Source organism: Candidatus Babeliales bacterium, from assembly GCA_035455925.1.
GTDB lineage: Bacteria > Babelota > Babeliae > Babelales > Vermiphilaceae > SOIL31.
The window spans coordinates 1-22,718 of sequence record DATIEE010000029.1 but is presented as its reverse complement, the minus strand read 5'-3'; the positions used below and the strand labels follow the sequence as shown (position 1 = coordinate 22,718).

20 protein-coding genes are annotated in these 22,718 nt (G+C 32.7%); 12 read left to right on the top strand and 8 right to left on the bottom strand.

Translation table 11 applies throughout. The annotated features are described in order from the left end of the window. From recR to VLB80_04445, 4 genes are all read left to right on the top strand, one after another. Nucleotides 1-603, top strand: a complete 603-nt coding sequence (gene recR, locus VLB80_04460; protein ID HSC25437.1) for a recombination mediator RecR — start codon at nucleotides 1-3, stop codon at nucleotides 601-603. A gap of 30 nt (nucleotides 604-633) precedes the next feature. Then, nucleotides 634-2,022: an aminopeptidase P N-terminal domain-containing protein gene (locus VLB80_04455; GenBank protein HSC25436.1), complete on the top strand. Its 1,389-nt coding sequence runs from the start codon at nucleotides 634-636 to the stop codon at nucleotides 2,020-2,022. Nucleotides 2,023-2,154: 132 nt separating this feature from the next. After that, nucleotides 2,155-3,720 carry a Na+/H+ antiporter NhaC family protein gene (locus VLB80_04450; protein HSC25435.1) on the top strand — a complete coding sequence of 522 codons (1,566 nt, stop codon included), beginning with the start codon at nucleotides 2,155-2,157 and terminating at the stop codon, nucleotides 3,718-3,720. Between the two features lie 65 nt (nucleotides 3,721-3,785). Continuing rightward, nucleotides 3,786-4,739, top strand: a complete 954-nt coding sequence (locus VLB80_04445; protein ID HSC25434.1) for a hypothetical protein — start codon at nucleotides 3,786-3,788, stop codon at nucleotides 4,737-4,739. Here VLB80_04445 and VLB80_04440 read toward each other — a convergent pair. After that, nucleotides 4,736-5,638: a hypothetical protein gene (locus VLB80_04440; protein HSC25433.1), complete on the bottom strand. Its 903-nt coding sequence runs from the start codon at nucleotides 5,636-5,638 to the stop codon at nucleotides 4,736-4,738. The genes VLB80_04445 and VLB80_04440 overlap by 4 nt on opposite strands. Nucleotides 5,639-5,736: 98 nt before the next feature. Between VLB80_04440 and radA the strand changes: the two genes are divergently transcribed. Then, on the top strand, nucleotides 5,737-7,101 hold the full coding sequence (gene radA / locus VLB80_04435; protein ID HSC25432.1) for a DNA repair protein RadA: 1,365 nt from the start codon (nucleotides 5,737-5,739) through the stop codon (nucleotides 7,099-7,101). On the opposite strand, the gene VLB80_04430 is transcribed toward radA, so the two are convergent. Beyond that, nucleotides 7,081-8,067 (bottom strand): hypothetical protein, encoded by a 987-nt coding sequence (locus VLB80_04430; GenBank protein ID HSC25431.1) that lies wholly within the window; start codon nucleotides 8,065-8,067, stop codon nucleotides 7,081-7,083. The two genes, radA and VLB80_04430, sit on opposite strands and share 21 nt — an antisense overlap. Before the next feature lie 193 nt (nucleotides 8,068-8,260). Between VLB80_04430 and VLB80_04425 the strand changes: the two genes are divergently transcribed. From VLB80_04425 to VLB80_04415, 3 genes are read left to right on the top strand one after another with little or no spacing between them, the layout of a single operon-like run. Beyond that, a complete protein-coding gene (locus tag VLB80_04425) occupies nucleotides 8,261-8,671 on the top strand; it encodes a VOC family protein (GenBank protein ID HSC25430.1) in 411 nt (136 codons plus the stop codon). A gap of 23 nt (nucleotides 8,672-8,694) precedes the next feature. After that, nucleotides 8,695-12,051 carry a CPBP family intramembrane glutamic endopeptidase gene (locus VLB80_04420; GenBank protein HSC25429.1) on the top strand — a complete coding sequence of 1,119 codons (3,357 nt, stop codon included), beginning with the start codon at nucleotides 8,695-8,697 and terminating at the stop codon, nucleotides 12,049-12,051. A 37-nt stretch (nucleotides 12,052-12,088) separates the two neighbouring features. Further along, a complete protein-coding gene (locus VLB80_04415) occupies nucleotides 12,089-13,039 on the top strand; it encodes a hypothetical protein (protein HSC25428.1) in 951 nt (316 codons plus the stop codon). 374 nt (nucleotides 13,040-13,413) lie between these two features. Here VLB80_04415 and VLB80_04410 read toward each other — a convergent pair whose 3' ends face one another. Continuing rightward, nucleotides 13,414-14,175 carry a hypothetical protein gene (locus tag VLB80_04410; GenBank protein HSC25427.1) on the bottom strand — a complete coding sequence of 254 codons (762 nt, stop codon included), beginning with the start codon at nucleotides 14,173-14,175 and terminating at the stop codon, nucleotides 13,414-13,416. A 513-nt stretch (nucleotides 14,176-14,688) separates the two neighbouring features. On the opposite strand from VLB80_04410, the gene VLB80_04405 reads away from it, so the two are divergent. Beyond that, complete coding sequence (locus VLB80_04405) at nucleotides 14,689-15,666, top strand: ABC transporter substrate-binding protein (GenBank protein ID HSC25426.1); 978 nt, start codon at nucleotides 14,689-14,691, stop codon at nucleotides 15,664-15,666. Between the two features lie 76 nt (nucleotides 15,667-15,742). On the opposite strand, the gene gatA is transcribed toward VLB80_04405, so the two are convergent. Genes gatA through rsmG form a run of 4 tightly spaced genes read right to left on the bottom strand, consistent with a single transcriptional unit; the run spans nucleotide 15,743 to nucleotide 19,581 of the window. Beyond that, nucleotides 15,743-17,191 carry an Asp-tRNA(Asn)/Glu-tRNA(Gln) amidotransferase subunit GatA gene (gatA, locus tag VLB80_04400; GenBank protein HSC25425.1) on the bottom strand — a complete coding sequence of 483 codons (1,449 nt, stop codon included), beginning with the start codon at nucleotides 17,189-17,191 and terminating at the stop codon, nucleotides 15,743-15,745. Nucleotides 17,192-17,213: 22 nt separating this feature from the next. Beyond that, the gene (locus VLB80_04395; protein ID HSC25424.1) at nucleotides 17,214-17,504 is read right to left on the bottom strand and encodes an Asp-tRNA(Asn)/Glu-tRNA(Gln) amidotransferase subunit GatC; all 291 of its coding nucleotides are present in this window, start codon (nucleotides 17,502-17,504) and stop codon (nucleotides 17,214-17,216) included. A 14-nt stretch (nucleotides 17,505-17,518) separates the two neighbouring features. After that, on the bottom strand, nucleotides 17,519-18,919 hold the full coding sequence (locus VLB80_04390) for an MATE family efflux transporter (protein HSC25423.1): 1,401 nt from the start codon (nucleotides 18,917-18,919) through the stop codon (nucleotides 17,519-17,521). Then, on the bottom strand, nucleotides 18,913-19,581 hold the full coding sequence (gene rsmG / locus VLB80_04385; GenBank protein ID HSC25422.1) for a 16S rRNA (guanine(527)-N(7))-methyltransferase RsmG: 669 nt from the start codon (nucleotides 19,579-19,581) through the stop codon (nucleotides 18,913-18,915). Before rsmG ends, VLB80_04390 begins: the two co-directional genes overlap by 7 nt. 92 nt (nucleotides 19,582-19,673) lie before the next feature. On the opposite strand from rsmG, the gene VLB80_04380 reads away from it, so the two are divergent. Both VLB80_04380 and VLB80_04375 read left to right on the top strand, forming a co-directional pair. Then, nucleotides 19,674-20,363 carry a hypothetical protein gene (locus tag VLB80_04380; protein ID HSC25421.1) on the top strand — a complete coding sequence of 230 codons (690 nt, stop codon included), beginning with the start codon at nucleotides 19,674-19,676 and terminating at the stop codon, nucleotides 20,361-20,363. A gap of 103 nt (nucleotides 20,364-20,466) precedes the next feature. Further along, nucleotides 20,467-21,093, top strand: a complete 627-nt coding sequence (locus VLB80_04375) for an orotidine 5'-phosphate decarboxylase / HUMPS family protein (protein HSC25420.1) — start codon at nucleotides 20,467-20,469, stop codon at nucleotides 21,091-21,093. Between the two features lie 41 nt (nucleotides 21,094-21,134). Here VLB80_04375 and VLB80_04370 read toward each other — a convergent pair whose 3' ends face one another. Further along, complete coding sequence (locus VLB80_04370) at nucleotides 21,135-22,259, bottom strand: glycoside hydrolase family 3 N-terminal domain-containing protein (GenBank protein ID HSC25419.1); 1,125 nt, start codon at nucleotides 22,257-22,259, stop codon at nucleotides 21,135-21,137. Nucleotides 22,260-22,421: 162 nt separating this feature from the next. Here VLB80_04370 and VLB80_04365 point away from each other — a divergent pair. Continuing rightward, nucleotides 22,422-22,718 (top strand): F-box protein (locus tag VLB80_04365; GenBank protein ID HSC25418.1); only part of this gene is annotated, 297 nt, incomplete at its 3' end.

Sequence of the window (22,718 nt, the reverse complement as noted above, 5' to 3'; positions counted from 1 at the left end):
ATGATAGAAGATTTACCGACACTTATTCATTTACTTAAAATATTACAGCAGGTTCCTTACCTTGCTTCGAAGAATTTGTATCGTGTTGCAGCACATTTTTTAGAAATGACACCTGAGCAAGTAGTGCAATTTTGTGCAGCACTAGAAGTTGCAAAGCAACAGCTTAAGAAGTGTGATACTTGTTTCTATTGGCAAGAGGTATCAGCCGGTTGTGTTTTTTGTTCTTCATTAAAGCGTGATCAATCAATTATTTGTGTTGTTGAAACATGGCAAGAAATAGTTGCTATAGAAAAAACACGAGGATATTTGGGTGTTTATCATGTATTGGGCGGTTCAATTTCTCCTCTTGAAGGTATTAGTGTTGAAGATTTAACTATTGATTCATTAATTGCACGTATTGAAAATGGTGCGATAAAAGAGCTTATTCTGGCAACTAATCAAACTCCTGAAGGAGAAGCAACTGCAACATATATTGCGCGTAAATTAAAAGAGAAAGATATTATTATTTCTTGTTTGGCACGTGGATTGCCGGTAGGATCATCGTTGGAAGGCATGGATCGCTTGACAGTGTTTAAAGCATTATCAGAGCGCCGTTTATTTTAAAAATTAATTTTTTATTAAAGGTATTTGATTATGATATCAGATTTTTTTGGTGGTTTAGCACCACGTGCAGATGAAAATAATCTCCATGCATTGCGACGTAAAGAACTTGCTGAATCAATAGCATTACAATTTTCAGAGGCTTCAAATGGTATTATTTTGTTGTTTGCAGCATTTGAGCATGGGGCTGAACGTTTTAGGCAAGATAAAACTTTTTATTATTATACAAACATAGATGAGCCAGGTGTTGCATTAGTAATTGATTATGATAAAAAATCAACACTGTATATACCTAATTGTTTCGAAAAGCGTGCTCAATGGATGATGTTGTCTGCGGGACTTATTAATCGTGATGCAAAAGCTTTGCGTGTTGATGCAGTTGAGTTGCTGGGTGAGGAATGCCAAGGATATGAATTAAATCCTTATTTTTCTGCTCATGAATATATTCATTTGATTACTTTAATTAAAAGCGTTATTGCGCGTAATGGGTCAATTTTTACTACAGTTCCTCAGAATGGTCATGAATATCTTCATACGCGTTTTACGCTTGATCATTTGGAAAAATTTATTCCTGGATTACACAAATCACTCGTTGATATTTCAGCAATCGTAGCCAATAGTAGGCGCCGTAAAGATGTTAGTGAAGTTGAGCATATTTATCGTGCAGTAGAAATCACTGAATTGGCACATGAAGGAGCAGTTGACATGCTTAAACATGGAGTGCAAGAAAGTGAGGTTCAGGCAGCGTTGGAATATATGATGATATCATCGCATGCTCGACCAGCATTCCCGAGCATTGTTGCAAGTGGAAAAAATGGAACTATTTTGCATTATAATACAAACAACGGAATGCTTAAAAATGGAGATTTGGTTCTTATCGATATTGGTGCTGAATTTAACAATTATTGTGCAGATTTAACGCGAACATATCCTGTTTCAGGAATATTTACTAAGCGACAAAAAGAGTTATATACTATTGTACTTGAAACGCAAGCATATATTGCATCATGTGCAAAACCTGGAGTATGGCTTAAAAATAAAGATAATGTTGAAAAGTCGCTGCATCATTTGGCAGTAAAGTTTTTAACGCAGTGTGGGTATGATAAATATTTTCCTCATGATATCGGACACTTTCTTGGTCTTGATGTGCATGATGTTGGGGATTATACTATGCCGCTGCAAGAGGGTGATGTTATTACGATTGAGCCAGGAATTTATATTCCGGAAGAATCTATTGGTATTCGTATTGAAGATAATTATTGGATTACTAAAGATGGAGCTTTGTGTTTAAGTGAAAATTTGCCTAAAGAGATAGCTGATATTGAATCGATTGTGCAAAATGCATTGAATGGTATCAGTAATGATGAGACTGATGAAGATGATTTTGACGATGATGAAGATGATGAGGATATTTTTAGTTAATTGAGCAGTGGAAAAAACTGTATATAAAATGTATGAGAAGCTAATAGTGGCTACTGATGAATTTCATATACAGTTTTTCTTTGTGACATGATACGTAAGTCCTGTTAATAGTAATTTTATTAGGATGTTTTTATGGATGCTACGTGCATTTCTTTATTGCCACCTATTGTAGTGATAGTTGTTATTTTTTTTACTCATCGGTTGAATATTTCTTTGATGCTGGGCATTGCTTCAGCGGCATTGCTTGCTGCGAATGGCTCCTTTTTAATGGCGTTATGCATGCTTAAAGAGCGCATTATTGAACATTTTTCAGATATGGGTAACATATATTTATATATATCTCTTATTTCGATTAGTTCGCTTATTTCATTATTAACGATAAGTGGCAGTGCTATAGCATGTGCACGTATTATCGGCAGCCGAATGCGTACAAAGCGAGGTGTAGAAACTTCATCTATAGTATTATCTTTTTTGTTGAGTATAGACGATTATTTGAGTATTTTGACTGCTGGTTTTGTTATGCGTTCATTAACGGATCGATTTGCTGTTTCACGTACTAAGTTAGCATACATAATTCATTCATTAGCAGGTCCGTTAGTGATAATAATGCCAATTTCAACATGGGCGGCTACGGTGTTGGCTCAGCTAGAAAATGCAGGAATCTCGACGCAGACGACAGCAAAAATTATGGCAGATCCATTTTATGTTTATTTATGTACTATTCCATTTATGTTTTATTCTTTAATTACCATTTTTTCAGTTATATTTGTTGTACGCAAGAGAGTTGCTTATGGTCCTATATATAAAGATGAACAGAGTGCTGTGTTAATGCATGATGTATATGCTAATGAGAATCTGAGTAATAATAACGAGGAATATTCTCTTTTTGATTTATTACTTCCTATCGCCGTTCTGATTGGAGGTGTTTTTTTTGGTATTTTGTATGCGGGGGGATTTTATTTATTTGGGGGCAGTAATTCTTTCTTTGAGGCATTTAGGTGCAATGATAAGACATTTTTTATTTTGTGTATATCAGGATTGGGCGCATTTATTATAAGTGCTCTACGATCACTTTATAAAAAAAGAATTATTATTACTCAATTGCCTAGTGTTGTGTGGAATGGAATTATTTTGATGCAGGCGCCAATCATCATGGTTATCTTTGCTGCCATTTTAGGTAGCTTTTTACGTACTGATTTACATACAGGTAGTTATATTGCACATCTTTTATTGGGTAAAGCATCTTTATTTTTTATGCCGGTAATTTTATTTGTTACATCTTTGATTATTACTTTAACAACCGGTTCTGCGTGGGGAACGTTTTCATTATTGATTCCTATTACAACAGAGATGTTGATAGTTCTTTTACAAGTGCAAACACCAACCACATTGGATTCAGTTGCTATATTAGTGCCCACATTAGGAGCATTGCTTTCTGGTGCGGTATGTGGAGATCATATTTCGCCATTTTCCGAAACTACGGTAATGACTGGAGCTAGCTCCGGCATCAATTCATTAATACATGCGCGTACACAGTTTTATTATGCATTTCCGGTAATATGCGGCACATTGATCGCTTTTATTGTTGCAGGATATATGTGTCTTGGCAGTTTGTCATATTTGAGCTCTATAATTTCATGTGCTGTTGGTATGGGAGTAAGTTTAGTGTTATTATTGTGTGCTAATCGATTATTATAATTGACACTTTTCTATATTATTCTATCATGAAATATATATGTTAAATGTTTCTAAATAAATAAGATATGAAAAAAAATAAAATATTTGCCCTAATAATTTTTAGTGTACTCATTATGCCAGGAACCACTCGTTCCTTTCAATCATTCTCTCGGAATACAAAAATAATGACATGTCTTACTGGTATTGTTTGTTGTACAGGCCTTACTGCATGGATCATTTTTAAAAACAACTGGTATACAAAGTTTTATAATTTTTTATTTTCTACAAAAACCACATCCTCCGAAAAAGATGATAGAGCAGTAGAACAAACGAAAGAAGAAGATAAAAAGAAAGAAGAAGATAAAAAGAGAGAACAAGAAAAAGAGAAGCAAGAGAACCTGAAAAAGGACAGGTGGCTTAATTTTTATAGGGAAGAGCTAAAATTTATACCTTTACTCGAATTGCTCGGCATTGATAAAATTTATGAGAATCGATTTAAGGAGACTTCAGTAGTTTTATTTCATGCGATAAAAATAGCCGATAATGATACAACAGTGCAAGCAAATATACATGACAAAAAGCTACATGATTTGTATTGGTTAACCATACGACAACAATTCAATAACGCAATTTTTTTAAATATACAAAATGAAGGCGATCAAATTGAAACATTAAGTTTATTATCCCCATTTTCGTCAAATATTATAACATCTAGATTGTGTCTTGCTCAAAATCTAAATAATCAAAGAAATATTCTACAAAAATTAATATATGTTATTTATACAAATGAAAATTGGGATTATACTAAAAAAAAGCTTATGCAAAAAAATGTTTATTCTCCGAGAAATAATAATATTTATTCGGAAGATAATAACATATTAGATGATAAAATTACACATCTCAAGAATTTTCACTCTTATGGCACAAATAGTAAATATAAAGAGTATACTGCTTTTCAATCTCATTATAAAGAATTAATAGAAGGACTTCCTAACCATGAGCGTCAAGCTTACGACGATATAATACAATCTGTTGTTTAAAGTTTTTTATGTTTTTTTATCAATTGATCGACTATTGTTACCAATTTTTTTGCATCCTGATAGCTTCGCATAATCATTGTCTTATTATATGCAAGGCCTTCAGCAAATTTCTGTGTATATAAGTCAGATCCTTCTACAAACCCTGCTTTTTCAGCAAAATAATCATACATTTTAATAGTATCTTCAGGTTGATGATTATCGATTAAAAATTGTATGTAATCACGATATAATGTAAGAGCTTTTACTTCTTTAGTACTTAATTGTAATTTTTTATCATTAAGCATTTCAGTAAAATTGTTACACGCTAAAGCACATAAGTTATATTTCCATGCAGAATCCATATCAATTGCACAGAATGAATCAGTTTTCACGTTATAAAAAAGGTTTCCTCGGTGACGATCATGGTTACATAAAAAGGTGTCCAGTGCTACCACTTTAACCAAAGTTTCATGTTTTATCATCCACGGTAACATATCGCGTCTAAATCCAATATTTGCTTGTTTAATTTTCATTTCATAATAAGCACCTTCTTGAGCTTTAATCATTTTTCCCGGAGCAATTGTATGAATTGTTGCGGGCCAATCTGCTCGGAATTTTCCGGGAAATTCTTTCCCTGCAGGAATGATATCAACTCTATGAGCCATGCCTATTCCAAAACTTTCTGCGATATGAGCTGTCAATGCATCACGAACCACACCAAGAAGTTTATTTAAAGGTTTTTTTTGTTTAATTAAATACTTTTCTCCATCAACAGTAACAAAGCTAATATAACAAAATCGCATCTCTTTCATACTAAGTAGCTTTACCTTGCCATGCTTAATATTGACATTCTCTAATCGTGCAGAAACAAATTGTATACTTATCAATCCAATTAACACAAGTCCATGGTAACTTTTCATACTAACTCCACATAAAATATCTATCTTTTTATTGTTTTTAATCATGCAGAAAAAATATTCATTCATGCAATATTTTGCAAAAATAATCATGGTGCTTTATGCTAAAACTTATGAATAGAACAAAAAATTCTTTTATCTGCTCACAATGTAACTACACAACTATCAAATGGATAGGCTGTTGCCCAGAATGTAAACAATGGGATTGCATGGTGGAAAATATAGCTCCAATTAATACTACTACAAAAATGTATGCACATAGCAAACCTGTTTCTCTTGTATCATTACATGAAATTGATATAAAGGAACAACCACGATTATTGTCTGGTATTGAAGAATGGGATCGTGTTGTTGGGGGAGGAATTGTTCCTGGGTCTCTTATTGTTATTACTGGCGATCCTGGTATCGGTAAATCTACCTTATTACTGCAAGTTGCTTATAAAATCGCTAAAACAAAACACGTATTTTATTTTTCAACCGAAGAATCATTACAGCAGCTTAAAGGACGTGCGACAAGACTTAATACAGCTACAAGTAATCTTCTGTTTTCTGATGCTGCAGAATTGACTAGTATTATTATCACAGCTCGCGAAAATAAACCTGATTTATTGGTTATCGATTCTATACAGAATTGCTATATCAATGATGCTACTACTTTGCCAGGAAGTGTTGGCCAGTTACGGGAAGCAGCATTTCAGTTAATGCGTTTAAGTAAAGAGCATAATATTACCATTATTATTACCGGGCATATCACTAAGGAAGGTATTATTGCCGGTCCAAAAACATTAGAACATATGGTTGATGCGGTATTCTATTTACAGGGAGAAGATCGTTGGCAAACACGGATGCTACGCGCAGTTAAAAATCGATTCGGCGCAGTCAATGAGCTTGGTTTTTTTTGCATGGAACATGATGGATTAAAAGAAGTTCCTAATATTAATGCTCATCTCATTAGTGAGATATCTCACGCTCCGGGTTCAACAATTGTGAGTATTATGGAAGGATCGCGTCCTATTTTACTTGAATTACAAGCATTAACTAATGCATCAAAATTAACTATGCCACAGCGTGTTGTTTCAGGACTTGATCACAAACAAGTGGTACTTATTGCGGCAATACTGGAAAAATATCTTAAAATAAAATTAAGTATGCACGATATCTTTTTTAAAGTTAGTGGCGGGTTTAAAATTAAAGGAAATGAAAGCGATCTTGGCACAGCTTTTGCGCTATTATCAAGTTATTTTCAAGAACCATTGCCTGAAAATTCAATTGCTCTTGGTGAAATCAGTTTAACGGGCCAGATAAAACCAATTAATAATATTGGCCATCTTGTTAAAGAAGCGGAAAAATTTGGTATTACTACATTACTCATTGCACAAAATCAGACTGTTGAAAAAACATCATGCATAATTAAAAAATTTAATAATGTTTATGAGTTATTGTCATTATTTGGAAACGGAAACTGAATCCAGTATTCCCGATAATTTAGATTTCATATAAGATACCAGAGCATATCCAGCTAAACCAACCATAGCAGCACCACTAATTATTTTCTCTTTATTATCATTAATATATACTAATGATTCCATACCACTTTTAAAAAAGCTACTCAACGCTGTTACAGCCAAGCTTATTTTGCCAACTTTTAGTGCACTCGCCTGTTCTCTTACTAAGTTTAAATTAGCAAATTGCTGCTCAAAACCAACATTTCTTGATATCTGACTATGTCGCTCTGTCAATTCACGGTTTGCCGCTTGCTTAATAACTCTAAGATTATTATCTAGAGAACGCTGAATGATCACAATTTTCGTTCTTAACTTTTGTATTTCATCGCTATTTGTTAATCGATCCAATAATTTTAATGCACAACCCGCTTGGTATAACAAATTTTCAACTCCTTTTAGCCGAGCAATATTAGATGCCACCCATGCAGAATTACCTGCAGATGTACCCATAGTGTTAAGGTTTAATTCCGTTGTATATGGATTTTTAACAACATCAAGATTTTCACACAGAGCTATGTACGCTTGTAAATGCTTTAAAATACCTTTTTCCAAACGAGGATATAAGACTTTGTACGCACCAAAGCCCATACCAGTTGCTCCTGCCAACGCCCATAACCATTTATTAGATAACATCCCTTGTTGATATTTTGGTGTACCAATTTTTGTAATCATGGCATCAGCCAAAATAGACGTAGCGGCTCCCATTTTATAAGTAGCATATGCTCCAATTCCTCCCGCTGCTATATCTTGTAACGGTCCAAGCCACAAAAATTTCATTTGATTAACATAATCTTCAGTTAAATTAGATTTTTTTTTAATATCATTAACTACAGCATAGTCAGAAGGATCTTCATAAGAGGATCCATGCATCAAAGGTATATATGCCAAAGACAAAACAACCATCATACTGTTTATATACTGTTTCACTATAGCTCCAAAATTTATATATTTTTACTTTTTATATTAATTAATAATTGCATTATTTACAAATATATCATACAGCTTAAGGTAAAAACAAGATTTGCAGCGGTTGCTAATATATTCTTAATTGCTTTAGTTACATAGACTGATAAGATTATTAATAGTGTATTATATTAATTTTCTGTGAAAGGATTTATTCATGATAACAAAAATAAGCCACTTTGCGCTTTTAGTGCGTAATCAAGATGAAGCGGCAGCTTTTTATACCGAAAAACTTGGTTTTGTTGTAACAGAAGGACATAAATCTCCCGATGGCAATTTTTGGTATTGGCTTACATTAGCGCCGTCCAAAGATTCAACAGTCTCGCTTTCGCTTTTAGCACCTCAAGAACCTGAAGATCATGGACTTATTGGAAAACAAAGCGGTAGCATTCCTTTGTTTGTCTTATTAACTGATGACTGCCATAAAACAATCGAAACGTTTAAAAACAACGGCGTTACTATTATCAAAGAACCAACAAATGAATTCTGGGGCATTGATGCAGTTATCAAAGATCTTTATGGTAATCTCATTGATGTTTGTCAGCCAACCGAAGAAAAGAACGCTTAATAAAATTATTTTCCAGGAATATAATGCAATTGTCCTCACGTTCTCTCATTGTATGGATCAGTGCAACGATATTATCGATATTGTTATATTTATTTGCATTCAACTTTTTTTCCCAAACATTTCCTCTCATTCATCTTGATATTACGATGGACTTGCAACAAGCTTTACAGGAAGCCACCCATCTTGCTAAAGTCAATAATTTTGGCCCAACAGAATATCATCAGGCAGCAATGTTTCATACTGATACGCTCAGTAAAACATTTATAGAGCTTGAAGCTGGTGGTAAAGATGCATTAGTAAACATGATGGAAAAAAAACTTTATATGCCGTATACCTGGCGCGTACGTCATTTTAGAGAGTATGAAAAAAATGAAACTACACTATTTTTTACTCCTGATGGCCAACCATATGGTTTTATTGAGACAATTTCAGAAAATACTCCTGGAAAACAGTTATTGGAGAATGATGCACGTCACATAGCAGAAACAAACGCTACACTCAATTGGAATATTGATTTTCATGATTATATATTAATTGAATCATCACAAAAAACAGAACTAAGTGGACGTATTGACCATACCTTTGTTTACCAACAAGCTCATTATCACATCGGAGAAGGGTCATATCGCTTAAAAATAATTATTAGCGGCGATAAGATGACTGAGTTAACTCATTTTATCAAAATACCTGAAGCATTTAATCGTCGCTATGCTGAAATGCGTTCTGCAAATACAATAATTTCATGGGCAGCAAGTATTTTCATGTTATTGTTCTATATTTTAGGCGGTTGCTGCTTAGGATTATACTGGATTATCAAAAAACGTTGGTATATTATAAAACAACCTTTATTTCTGGGAGTCATACTTGCTTTTGCAGCAATACTTGTATCAGTAAATCAGTTACCTTTTTTATGGATGCATTATGATACTGCTCACTCTTCTAATGGTTTTTTGTTACAATTATTACTCAGTTTTTTTATAAATTTAATTGCACAAACTATTTTTATAACAATAGTAATTATGACGGCAGAAAGCCTAACACGACGTGCTTTTGGTAAACATCTACAATTATGGTCTTTAGGTAAAAATGAAATAGTAACTTCTTATGCATTACTTGGTAGAGTGTTTGGTGGATATCTTTTTGTAGGTTTTAATTGTGCATTTGTTATTGCATTTTATTTGTTTTCTACGCATTGTTGCAACTGGTGGGCACCATCAGAAATGTTATTTGATCCTAATGTATTAGCAACGTATTTACCGTGGTTTTCGCCAATTGCACAATCACTAAATGCCGGAATTATAGAAGAATGTTTATTTCGTGCAATTCCATTAGCAGGAGCAGCTCTATTAGGAACATATTTTGGTAAAAGAAGCTGGTGGATTGCAAGTGCACTCATACTACAAGCAATTGTTTTTGGTGCTGCACATGCTAATTATCCTATGCAGCCATCATATGCACGGCTCATTGAATTATTCATACCATCATTACTTTGGGGAATAACATATTTACGTTTTGGTTTAATACCAACTATTATCGCTCATTGCGTTTATGATATTATTTGGTTTTCATTACCGATTTTTGTATCTCACGCATCTCATGCGCTTATGTATAAAATAATTATTATTCTTATTACATTATTGCCTATTATAATCCTTCTGTATGCACGTATTAAAAAAGGCAATTGGACATCGTTACCACAATCAGTTTTAAATGACGCATGGCAACCGTTTAGTCCGGTAATAGAACAAAAAGAAGAAACTATTATTATAGCGCCTATATCATGTACGTTTCCTAAGTCATTACAAAAATGGGTATGTATATTAGGTATTTTCGGTTTAATAGTATGGATTTTGGTAACACCATTTACTCATGATGGCGTTACAATTACACGTAATCGCAATGAAAGTGTGCAGTCTGCATATCAATTTTTGCAACAAAATAATATTTTACTCAATGAAAGTTGGCAAATATTACCATTATTTTTTGCTCATTATAAACTTGATTGTCATAGCAATTTGCAACATAAATTTATTTGGCAAGAAGGAGGTAAAGAGCTATATCATTCATTATTGGGAACATATCTACATCCTGCTCATTGGACGATTCGTTACGCACAATTTACTACTGATATAATACAAAGAACAGAAGAATACAGGATAACACTTTACAATGATGTTGTATGGCGCTACCATCACTTATTACCTGAAAGTGCCGTTGGAGCAGAGTTAACACAACATCAAGCACGTGAAATTGCACATCATGGCATTAAAAAACAGTATAATATCGATCAAATTGAACTTACTGAAATATCCGCACAGCAAACACAGTTACCGCATCGAAGTGATTGGATATTTATTTTTTCTCATTCTGCTGTTTATCCATTAGATAAAGGTCAAGCTCGTATATGTGTTACTATTAGCGGTGATCAGATCACTGACACAGTACGTATAATTCATATTCCTGAAGAATGGAAGCGAAATGAACAACATGAACAAAGTATTCTGGCAATTATTATCATAATTTTCTTTCTTATATTCTTATTTTTTTTGTTATATGGAATAATTATTTTATACAGAAAATCACCAGAATTTTCTTTCTCAAAACAACTTTTTTTCACACTACTTGGCATAGCATCAGTGTTATTGTTTATTGAAAGCATCAATTCATGGCAAGCAATTATAGGCATGTTTAATACAAGCTTGCCATTAAAAAATCAACTGTTTCAATCTCTAACATCTTTAATCTTGTTGACTGGATTTAAAGCAATTATGTATGCCTTTTGTGTCACGTATGTTATTAGCTATACTAAGTTATATCAATTGCCCAAAAATGGGCGTACTGTTGGTATAGGAATTTGCACAGGACTATTTTTTGCAGGAATTATTGCGATTGTAGAAAAAATTCTTAATTCTACCATGCCATTGTGGCCGCATTATATGCCACTTAATTACTCACTGCCACTCATTGCTAACTTATTCATCACCATTGCAAATTATGTACAAATAACGCTTATATTTTCTTTGTTATATATAATGTTTGATGGTATTACACAGCAGTGGAGACAGCGTCAATGGCTTGTTGCTGTCATTTTAGTTTTGTGTGGCATTGCACTATCTGCTTTGTCATCTCTTGCAATGATACCGGTGTGGATTTTTGTGGGAACATTGGTTGGTTTGCTATTGCTTGTAACGTACATGTATATAATCCGTTATGATTATTCTCTTATTCCACTCGCAACAGGCAGCTTTATTGTATTACAAATTATACAGCAAGGCATATTCAACGCATATCCAGGGGCAATGTTTGAAGCGGGAATTAATGCGTGCACTATTGTGGTTATATCAGCTGTTTGGTATTGGTATAGTGATAAAACAGAATAGAAATTGATCCCTTTATTATAAATATGGTAATATGAATATGATTAAAACAATAAAATTGATATGTTTATATACTCTAATAATAACTCATACAATAAATGCATGTATTCCTTTGATTGCAGCAGCTGGAACAACTGTAGCTTTCATTGTACAACCAATTATCAAAAATTATCAAAACTACCAAACTATAATTGACTATAAAAATATGGTTAATGCAGCATTTGCCGACACTCCCGATCTTTTAAAAGTTATAAATCATTTTTCTCCACCGGATAGCATAATAGCTGATTATCATGTAATAAATAGGCGATCTGAAGATATCAAAAGTAAAAAACATTCTGATGACCTGAGTAAGTATATTATTAAAGACAATGAAAGTGTTTCCCGCGTTATTCTTGCTGCAGCAATGAAACATATTATCACTGAAAAAAATTATACGACTGTTGATGTTCCAGAGAAATATCTATTTCTCACACAAAAAGAATCATCTAAATGGAACGAGGCTACAAAATGTTTTCAAATGGGTTATGATTATACACTACACTGTATTGCACAAAAAATTAACGGTGAACATAGACCAAAAAAATCAATTGAATTACAGCAAATGAGAGAATTTATTGATATTATTGAAACAACAGGTTTTCAAGATATTCATTATAAAAATTTTTTGTATGATTCGCATAATAAATTATATTTTATAGATACAGAACGATTTTCATTTTCATCACTATTAAATGATGATGGACAAAAAAAAATACAAACCGAAGCATTTATATTTATATCTAGTTATTATAAAGTTACAGAGGAAGTTGATACGTATTTAAATGGAAGATATGATGAAAGTAACAAGCAAAATAAAACAGAATACGAAACTATTTATTCCCGTCCATCTATGAAAAGTTCAGATACGACGACCTTGTCTAGTGATGATATTTATCGATTATATGTCAGATGGAATATGCGAAGCCAATATATACCAATCAAAATATAAATGGTAATATAATTTCTTATGAATTAAATTCATCGCGCGTCTCGAAACTTTCACACTATTATGAAGTCCTCATTATCAAATGCAATGTAAATTAATATTATTAATATGATAAGAAAAACCGCAGCATTTTTTAAAGTCAGGGATAGATGATCGTCATTATAAGTGAAAGCTGAGAGGATACGTCGAATTCTATAGCGTAAATTTAAAATCTTCGTAGATTTCTTAGTTAAAAAGCGCTGGCCTTTAGGTCGGTTGGAATTTACTTTGATAGTATAAAGAGTAAGATTTTTTTATAACATGAAAATAATCATAAAAAAGCAGGCGGATTAATTTAAGACAACCTGCTTTTTATGAAAAAATGTGGATAAGTTTTTTTATTGATTTGAGTCATTTAGTGTGGCGGTTATGCTATTCTGCTTACATTTATTATGTTTTGCTGTAAAACCATTTATTCCGTGGTTGCCGGTTCGAGTTAATATTTCTTTTGTAATAAATTCTTGAGGAATAAGATCGTCTGAACTTGATAATACTATACTGGGAGCGTTATTGAAGTTAAGCAAAGCGGTTTTGAGTAATTGTGGAAACCGCGGATCCTTTATAAATTTAAAATTTAAAATTTGTATCTCAGGTTTATTGGTATATATATTATTATATGCTCGTGTAATGGTAGTATTTGTATTGGAATTGAATGTGGTCAAACCAAACTTTAATGGCAACGATGCTGTTGTTTTGTTTGTTTTTTCAGAGGTATAAAATTTTTCTAACCTCAAGAATGTTTCTCTAAATTGCTTTGGATTATCAAGTCCCTTTATATTTTTGCATTCTTCATGAGCTAACTCCTTTGCGTCTTTTTGTGAAAAAGGATGTATTTTTGTAAATACGGTAACATTAAAAAATATATCGCTAGTAATTAATTCTTCTTCTGATAACAGTTGAAACCATCGTGATATATTAGCTCGTATATTTTCATTTGCATAAAAAATATTTAAATGGTTATCTAACTCGAATGATGTTGTAGATCGTATCAATGGTTGTTCGCAGTATTTTTGATCTGTCTCAATTCCAATGATAATTACATTAAGCATTATGGATGTTGCTGCGAATATATGAGAAATTATTTTTGTATATGTAGTCATCTGGTATCCTTATGTTTTTTGTTTTGGTAATCACACCATGTGAAGCAATGTTGATTGCTGTATAATTTTACATAAAAATGTAAAATTATCAAATTGAAATGTGTTATAGCAAAGTGATAAATTCCTCTATGTGAGCACAATAAAAATTACGATTATTAGTATAAATTGAAATTTTTACTAATAAAAATACGAAATTCGTAGGGAACATATTACCATGAATAATAAACAGAAATAAAACGATAGGAATAGTTAATTGATTGAAATGATAGTTATTTTAGCCGTTTTAAAGCTTTAGTGTCAAGCGTGTAGGGAGATATAAAAGTCAATTATAAAAGTAACGGCTTTTGATGACATTGTGTAAGTTACTATTTTAGTTTAAAATGACAAGCATATTTATTAATTTAATATTTACTATTTCATTGAAAAAGTTGATATAGAATAGTAATATCTTCAGTCAGTAGTGCTGGGGAATTTTTTTTTGAAAGCTATAGTTTATTATAATAAGGGATATTGATGAAAACTAAAAAAAATACAGTTTTTTTATTAGTGAGTTTATTTGTTGTAGGGTTTATTCTTCTGTATAAACGTTCATATATACAAAAAGCTGATGCACTTTTTACTATTGGTATTTTGCAAACCGCTTCACATCCTGCGCTTGATGCTGCACGAGAAGGATTTATAATAAAAATTCAGGAAAAAATTGGTAAAGATAAAAATATTGATTTTGTAATTCGTAATGGTCAAGGTTCCATTAATAATATTCATATGATTGCGCAACAATTTCATGCTAAACAAAATATAGATGCGGTATTTGCTATTGCTACTCCGGCTGCGCAGGCTATGGTTTCGATAGAAAAGGAAAAACCAATTATTATTGCGGCAGTTAGCGTAGCGCCACAACTGAGTGATATATATTCTGCACAAAATGTATGTGGCGTTAGTGATATGATTGATGTGCGTAAAGAGATTGAAGCAATGAAAGTTCTATTGCCAAAAGAAATGAAAACAATAGGTATAATATATTGCACCGCTGAAGTTAATTCGGTTGCCGCAGCAGAACAGATGGTTATTGAATTGCAACGCGTTGGCTATATTCCTGTACTCATAGGTGTTTCACTGGAATCTGAGATTGAATCTGCACTTTTAAGCGCGGCACGTATGGTTGATGTTTTTCTTGCCCCTACAGATAATATGGTAGCTAATACCATTACTCTTATTGTTGATATAGCACGTAAAACAAATAAGCCATTTATTGTTAGTGATAATATGCTCGTTAAGCATGGCCCTTTAATGGCGCGTGGTATAGATTATTTTGAGAGTGGTAAACAAGCGGCGGAGATAGCATTGCAAGTGCTTGTTCAGCACAAAAAACCACAGGATTTACCAATAATTAGTGGAGATGCTCGAGAAATTTATGTTAACAGAAAGACATTAGAGAAGTTGGGACTTACAATACCCAATGATAGTGGATTAGAGGTTGTTTTTGTTTAAAGCGATGCATGTATATAAAAATTATTTTTGATTTAAAAAGAGGCTTAAAAAAAGCCTCTTTTTAATAAGCTTAGTGTTAATATCCAGCAGGTGTTTTTGTATGCCAATCAGTTTCTTGCTGAAATGCATGACCAACTTGGAATAAAAGTTCTTCTGATAGATGAGGACCTACAATCTGAAATCCAATAGGTAAATTATTACTACTTATGCCGCAGGGCAATGCAAGGGCGGTGATTCCTGCAAGATTCATTGCGCAAGTAAAATAATCTTGTAAATCCATTTGAAGTTTATCATTATCAAAAGCACCTATTTTAAATGCAGGCGCAGGATGTACTGGCATAATAAGTACATCAATATCTTTAAAAGCTTCTTTAAATTCATCGCTAATGAGATATTGTACTTTTTTTGCATTATTATAAAATTGTCCTGCATGACCAGCAGATAGTACATAATTACCTATTAAGATGCGTGATCGTACTTCTTCACCAAAACCATCGTGACGAGAATTATAATACATTTTTGATAATGTTTTTGCTGTTTTATCACGTAATCCATATCGTACACCATCAAAACGTGCTAAATTTGACGCAGCTTCTGCTCGGCTTAAAATAAAATAGGTTGCTGCCGCATAATCAAGGGTTGGTAATTGTAAGTGTTTTATAGAAGCGCCATTTTTTTCAAATACTTTAAGTGCTTGTTCAATTGCCTGTACAATTTCAGTTTCTACCCCTTGTGCGTGCAAAGCATTATCAACAACACCAATACGTAGATTTTTCGGTAATTTGTTAGTTAAATTTTGTGTGTAATCTTTTGTATTTATTTGTTGCATTGATGCATCTTTATCATCTTTTCCTGCGATAACAGAAAGAATGCGTGCATTGTCATAGACAGTACGTGTCAATATTCCAATTTGATCGACTGATGACCCATAAGCAACTAAGCCATAGCGGGAAATTAAGCCATAGGTTGGTTTTAACCCAACGATTCCACATAATGCAGCTGGATGGCGAACAGAGCCACCAGTTTCCGATCCTAGAGCCCACGGTATTAATCCTGCAGAAACTGCCGCGGCAGAACCACCACTTGATCCACCGGGCACGCGAGATTTATCCCACGGATTATATGTCTTTTGGAAAGCAGATGTTTCTGTTGAGCTTCCCATGGCAAACTCATCACAATTAGCGCGACCAATAAGTAATGCTCCTACATTTTTTAAGCGTGCAATTGCAGTTGCGTCGTAAGTGGCAACAAAATTTTCCAAAATTTTTGATCCACATGCGGTAGTTCGTCCTTCCTGGCAAATATTGTCTTTAATGATACCAGGAATACTAAAAGATTCTTTGTTGCTTGTATTAGTTTTATCTAAAATTGATTGTTTATCAAAAATTTCTAACGCAGAGCCAATTTCGCCATCAAAGGCTTCAAAACGTCTTAGATAAAATTCGAGAATTTCTTCTTGTGTTATCTCTTTTTTTGTTAATTTTTGTTCTAATTCTTTAATTGTTATGAACGGGCTTAAGCTCATTGTATTTCCTAAAACTACTATTCTATTGATTGTTTTCAATAATCACGGGAACGACAAAGAAGTTACCTTCACGTTCTGGTGCTTGTGCAAGAATTGGTTGTGGATTTGTTGATATGATAATATCTTCACGTTCAACATTACTGTTTTTTAAAGAAGACGAATTAACATTTTTAGCGATGTCTTGTACGCGAGCAGCATAACCGATTACTGCATTAAGATGTTTAATGGCATTGATAATTTCTATATCAGAAAATTCAATATGTGATAAACGTGCAATTTTTTCGACCTCTTCTTTGGTGATAAGTTGTGACATGTTTTTCCTTAATGTTAAATAGTTGGTGTTTTCCAATGATCGCTGCGAAATCTTTTGATATACCATATGCTCATTAATGCGTTTCCAAGATAAAATGAGCCATATAAAAGAACAAGTTTTAGCGCTTCATTAGTAATGATACTTTTAGATAATAGATAGGAAGTAGGGACAAAATAACAGAAACATGTAATGAATCTTACTATCATAACAATTCGCACATTACCTGCGCCACGAAGTGCACCTGATAGAATTAATTGTAACAAATCAAAAATAATAAAGATACTCAAAAGCGGAAATGCTTGCATAGCAATGGTTGCAAAATTACCTTGTTTATCAAAAATATTTATAATATAAGCTCGCTTATAAATAAATAAACCAAGAATAATTACCACCATACTTGAAGATAAAAGAAGTATTTTTTTAATATTTGTTTTTATATTATCCCAATTTTTTGTACCTACGTCGTTGCTAACTAAAAAAGTGATAATTTGAGCAAAAGCAATTGCTGGTAAAAAAGCAAAACGTTCCATGTCTTTTACGACACAAAATGCTGCAATACCGTCAGTTCCCATAGTTGCAACCATTTTCCCTAACCAAACATAGGACCATGCCATTACTGCTTTATCAAGCACTACAGGCCATGATATTGAGAGTAAATGCTTAATGTATGAAATGTCATGTAATCCAGAAAAAAGGTTTATGCTATATTTAAGGTTCTTTTTGTTAAATAGTACATATAAAAGAGCAATAAGCATCATGCTGCCATATTGTATAATAGTTGCAAGCGCTGACCCTTGTAATTCCATTTTGGGAAATCCAAATTTGCCAAAAATAAGAACATAATCAAAGAAAACGAAGAGAATTGATCCAAAAATAAAAATTTTCATGGGGGTGCGTGAATTTTTGATACCGCGTAAAAAGCCAACTAATGCAAGATAAATGAACATACAAAGGACACCAATGGCGCGTAATCTTAAAAAAGGAACACCAAGCGTTATTATTTCTTGTGAAACACCGTACCATGTGTAGATAGCGTGAGCTCCGAAAAAAAGAAAACCTCCAAACGCTATACCTAATATTGTTGTTATCCAAAAGGCATCACGAATAGTACGTCCTGCATGTTCAAAGGCATTTTGACCATTAAATTGACCACTGAGAACAATTGTGCCTACAGAAATAGCTTCTCCTACCTTAATAATAAGATGAAGAAAACTATTGGTTACACCAAGCGCTGCATAACTATCAACTGAAGCTAGTGATCCGATAAATGCAGCATCAAGCCAGAATGGCATTGCATAGAGTAAAAAGTTCGTGATAAATTCAGGTAAAAAATAGCGCAATAATGTGCTATATTTTTCACCTTTATCATTGTTATAAATATCATTTATATAGCGAGTAATAAGTGTTCTTACCATGAAGTTCCTTGTGAACTATTCTTTTGTTTAAAAAAAACAAGTTTTCTCTGTATAGCATCTAAAGTATAGGATACCTCTTTTTCTATAAAAGAAACCTCTATTTTATTAGGTAACCATTGTTGTGATGCCCAATATATGAGAGATCTGTTCTTATAGGTAGATGTAGGTTTAAATAATCGTATGAGTTCTTCTGGTTGGAGTGATGCGCGAGCAAGAAAATAATCGATTGTGTAGGTTGTAGAACGTAAAAATGTTCTCCAATCATAGGGGTAAATAATGACGTTTTCTAACTCAAGTTCTTTAATAATACGTTCAAGAAAGCTTCTTTTTTTATTGTTAACTTCAATGAGTATGGTTGTAAGGTGTGGGTGTATTATTTTTAATGGTATTGCTGGAAAACCCGCCCCTGTACCAATGTCAGCTAGTGAATTGATAGAGGTGCAATCAATATGTTGTGTTAAGGCAAGTGAATCATCAAAGTGGTATCGTATAACAGAAGAAGGCTCTGTGATTGCGGTAAGGTTAAATTTTGTATTCCATTCTATTAAAAGATTTAAATAACGCTTAAATTTATCAGTTTGAGCTGTTGTCAAGGTATATTTACTGATAATTTCGCTTAATTGATTATCTATTATATGGCTTTCTAGATGCTGTTTATTCATTTTTTTCCTATAAAATGTAGTTTTATACCTCATATCTATGGTATCATGGTTAGAAGTAAAATACAATTTGTATTACCAGTAAAGTGTTTATCATGAAAAAAAAATATTATTCGTGTGCTATGCTATGTATACTGACCTTTGTTGCGGTTAACGCCAATCCTATAATTACATTTTTTTTTCAAGAATTGAACGATGTAGAAAAAATAAGTCAAAAATTAAAAAAATCAAATAAATTGGCAAAACATACGGTGAATGGAATTATTCAGCATATTCCTGTTGCAGGGTTGTTGGTTAGTTATGCTGGTTATATAACATTTTCTAATTATAATGGTGAAGTTATATTGCCGAGGAAACATCAATCTTCTCATGTTTCTATTCTTATAACACCAGAAATCGTTCCCGTTTCTTTATTTGAAAATACTATATTGAACTGGAAGCTTATTCCAGGAATTCCAGCAAAAATGTATTCTTGTGAGAAAAAATACAATGATAAGGATGATAGTTATTACTGGGAAACACAAGAAGTTTCTTTGCCGGAAAACAATATAATTTCGTTATCCACAATAATTATTATCGCAAAGCCCACTAATATTATGATGAATGTAGGTATAACGCCAACAATAGAAACTGCTAATCTTGTTCTTCCTGATATTTATGTAAAGAAAGGAATTAATATTATAGAAAATAGCTCTTATATGCTTACTATACGGCATCTTTTTAAAGCGGTTGAGTCAAAAACAAAACATGAGCCATTTAAAATATTAACTCATGTTATAGATTAAAAAGGAGTGTTGTTTTTTTTAAATTATAATACTGCTATACTGAATTGAGCATTACTCATAATGATTATTAAAAATAGTAATCATATTCTTTGGAGAACGTGATATGAAGTTACAAATTTCATTTGATCTTATTGATTTGGATAAAGCGATTTCCATTGGTTCAGAAGTTGCTCAATATGCAGATGTTATTGAGGTGGGAACTATCCTTATCTATCATCATGGTATCGCAGCGGTTAAGCGGTTTAAGCAAGCATTTCCTGATAAAATAATTCTTGCTGATACCAAAATTGTCGATCGAGGTAAAGAGGTAGCGGAGCTTTTTGTTGATGCAGGTGCAGATTGGATCACGGTAATGGCAGGAACGTCTCACTATGTGATCCATGCAACAACTACAGCGGCACATAATGCAAATATTAAAGTAATGCTCGATCTGATTGACTCTGATTCCGTTGGTCAATCAGCATTAGAAGCAAAAAATCTTGGTGTTGATGCATTATTATTTCATCAACCATATAGTGAAAGTGAATCACTCGTTTTTCTTGATAAGTGGGATATGATTAAAGGTAATAGTAGTTTACCTATTTTTGTTTCAGCGAAAATTAACCGTGATAATGTTGATAAAATTATAGCACTTAAACCAGATGTTATAATAGTCGGCGTTAGTATAACTGATGCAGAAGATAGTGCTTCTCAAGCTCATTATTTTTCTCAGTTAATCAGTGCGTTATAGTCGTTAGTTTTTTATAATATGGTTTTTATAGATAAAAAATTTCATTTTTTTAGATGTATGGTATTGAATAGCATATTTTTACTATTTAAAATTTTTTCAACATGTTTATCTATTTCTTGCTCGGTAATAATATTATCTATAATTGCTTGTTTTATCGCTGCAACAGCAAGAGGAACGTTAACAGGGCACAGTAAAATATCATTACCAGCAAGTAATGCATGTAATTCTGCTTGACCATTATAATAGTGGTTAGTTACACCATGCATATCAAGCGCATCAGTAATAATAAGTCCGGTAAAGCCCAGTTTTTTTTGTAACAGATCAGTTACAATACGTTTAGACAAACTTGAAGGTACATCTTTTATTGTTTCAAAAGCGGGAACTTCAAGATGACCAATCATGATTGCGGGAATTTCTGCGGCGATTAATTTTTTAAATGGATAAAGTTCAATTTCATGCAATCTACTTTTATCATGAGAAATTAACGGTAAATCATAATGAGAATCAACATTCGTATCGCCATGGCCAGGGAAATGTTTTGCGCATGCGATTATTCCTCTGTTATATAGTCCCTGTGCAAATGCTATGGCATGGCGTGTTACCAATTCTGTTGTGTTGCCAAATGAACGATCATTAATAACAGGATTATTAGGATTATTGTTGATATCAGCAACTGGTGCAAAATTAATATGAACACCTAATTTATTACAAAGGTCCCCAATTTCTCTACCAGTTTGATACGTTATTTCTTCATCATCACGTTTTCCTAATTTTTGATTACATACAAAATCGCAATCATGCGGCAGCCGTGATGCACCAACTCTTCCTGGTTCTAAATCTTGTCCAATTAATAACGGGATAACTGATATGCTTTGAAAATATGTAGTTCTTTGTATCTGTTTTTCTACATCACTTTTACCTAAATAAATTATTCCGCCGATATAATAATCGGTAATGAGTGTTTCAATATATTTTTTATCAAGACGATATGTTTTTTTGTGCATACAATCTTTGGCAATTTCTTCATCAACAACAGCCGCAACCATAAATAACTGGCCTATTTTTTGTTCAAGTGTGAGATGGTAGATATTGATATTTTTGGTATAATTATCAGACGAGGTAATGATACCAAAAAATATAATATTGCGTAAAATATGCTTTTTCACCGTAGCTCCTTTATTATATATCGCAATTCAACTTCGAAGTGCATAAATAACATTATTAGCCTTTTTTTCTTACTGATTGTACTAAAACATTATATACGTGGATAGATGTTGAAATTTACTTTTTTTATATTTTTTGTTTTTTATTCGAATATGCTATGTAGCATGAATAAAGAAGTTGTTTTCTCTTCTATTTTAGTGCCTAAAGATATATATGCGCATATTATTAGTTATTGTGATTTTCAGTCAATAAAAAGAGTGAGCGCGACTTGTAAAGAGCTGTATGAAAATAAAATTATTGATAAAATTTTAAATGATAGATCTTCAGTTGTATACAAAGATTTTGCATTAGAAAAAAATTATGATTTTTGTTCTAAACTGCTTTGTCATTATGCTTCTTGTATAAAAAACATTGTATCGGAACAAGGGAAGGATCATGATAAAGAAATAGTAAATTCGTAT

What these genes read in the sequence shown, in the direction of transcription:
- recR (HSC25437.1), top strand. Translation starts at nt 1, where the DNA reads ATGATAGAAGATTTACCGACACTTATTCATTTACTTAAAATATTACAG.
- VLB80_04455 (HSC25436.1), top strand. Translation starts at nt 634, where the DNA reads ATGATATCAGATTTTTTTGGTGGTTTAGCACCACGTGCAGATGAAAAT.
- VLB80_04450 (HSC25435.1), top strand. Translation starts at nt 2,155, where the DNA reads ATGGATGCTACGTGCATTTCTTTATTGCCACCTATTGTAGTGATAGTT.
- VLB80_04445 (HSC25434.1), top strand. Translation starts at nt 3,786, where the DNA reads ATGAAAAAAAATAAAATATTTGCCCTAATAATTTTTAGTGTACTCATT.
- VLB80_04440 (HSC25433.1), bottom strand. Translation starts at nt 5,638, where the DNA reads ATGAAAAGTTACCATGGACTTGTGTTAATTGGATTGATAAGTATACAA.
- radA (HSC25432.1), top strand. Translation starts at nt 5,737, where the DNA reads ATGCTAAAACTTATGAATAGAACAAAAAATTCTTTTATCTGCTCACAA.
- VLB80_04425 (HSC25430.1), top strand. Translation starts at nt 8,261, where the DNA reads ATGATAACAAAAATAAGCCACTTTGCGCTTTTAGTGCGTAATCAAGAT.
- VLB80_04420 (HSC25429.1), top strand. Translation starts at nt 8,695, where the DNA reads ATGCAATTGTCCTCACGTTCTCTCATTGTATGGATCAGTGCAACGATA.
- VLB80_04415 (HSC25428.1), top strand. Translation starts at nt 12,089, where the DNA reads ATGATTAAAACAATAAAATTGATATGTTTATATACTCTAATAATAACT.
- VLB80_04410 (HSC25427.1), bottom strand. Translation starts at nt 14,175, where the DNA reads ATGACTACATATACAAAAATAATTTCTCATATATTCGCAGCAACATCC.
- VLB80_04405 (HSC25426.1), top strand. Translation starts at nt 14,689, where the DNA reads ATGAAAACTAAAAAAAATACAGTTTTTTTATTAGTGAGTTTATTTGTT.
- gatA (HSC25425.1), bottom strand. Translation starts at nt 17,191, where the DNA reads ATGAGCTTAAGCCCGTTCATAACAATTAAAGAATTAGAACAAAAATTA.
- VLB80_04395 (HSC25424.1), bottom strand. Translation starts at nt 17,504, where the DNA reads ATGTCACAACTTATCACCAAAGAAGAGGTCGAAAAAATTGCACGTTTA.
- VLB80_04390 (HSC25423.1), bottom strand. Translation starts at nt 18,919, where the DNA reads ATGGTAAGAACACTTATTACTCGCTATATAAATGATATTTATAACAAT.
- rsmG (HSC25422.1), bottom strand. Translation starts at nt 19,581, where the DNA reads ATGAATAAACAGCATCTAGAAAGCCATATAATAGATAATCAATTAAGC.
- VLB80_04380 (HSC25421.1), top strand. Translation starts at nt 19,674, where the DNA reads ATGAAAAAAAAATATTATTCGTGTGCTATGCTATGTATACTGACCTTT.
- VLB80_04375 (HSC25420.1), top strand. Translation starts at nt 20,467, where the DNA reads ATGAAGTTACAAATTTCATTTGATCTTATTGATTTGGATAAAGCGATT.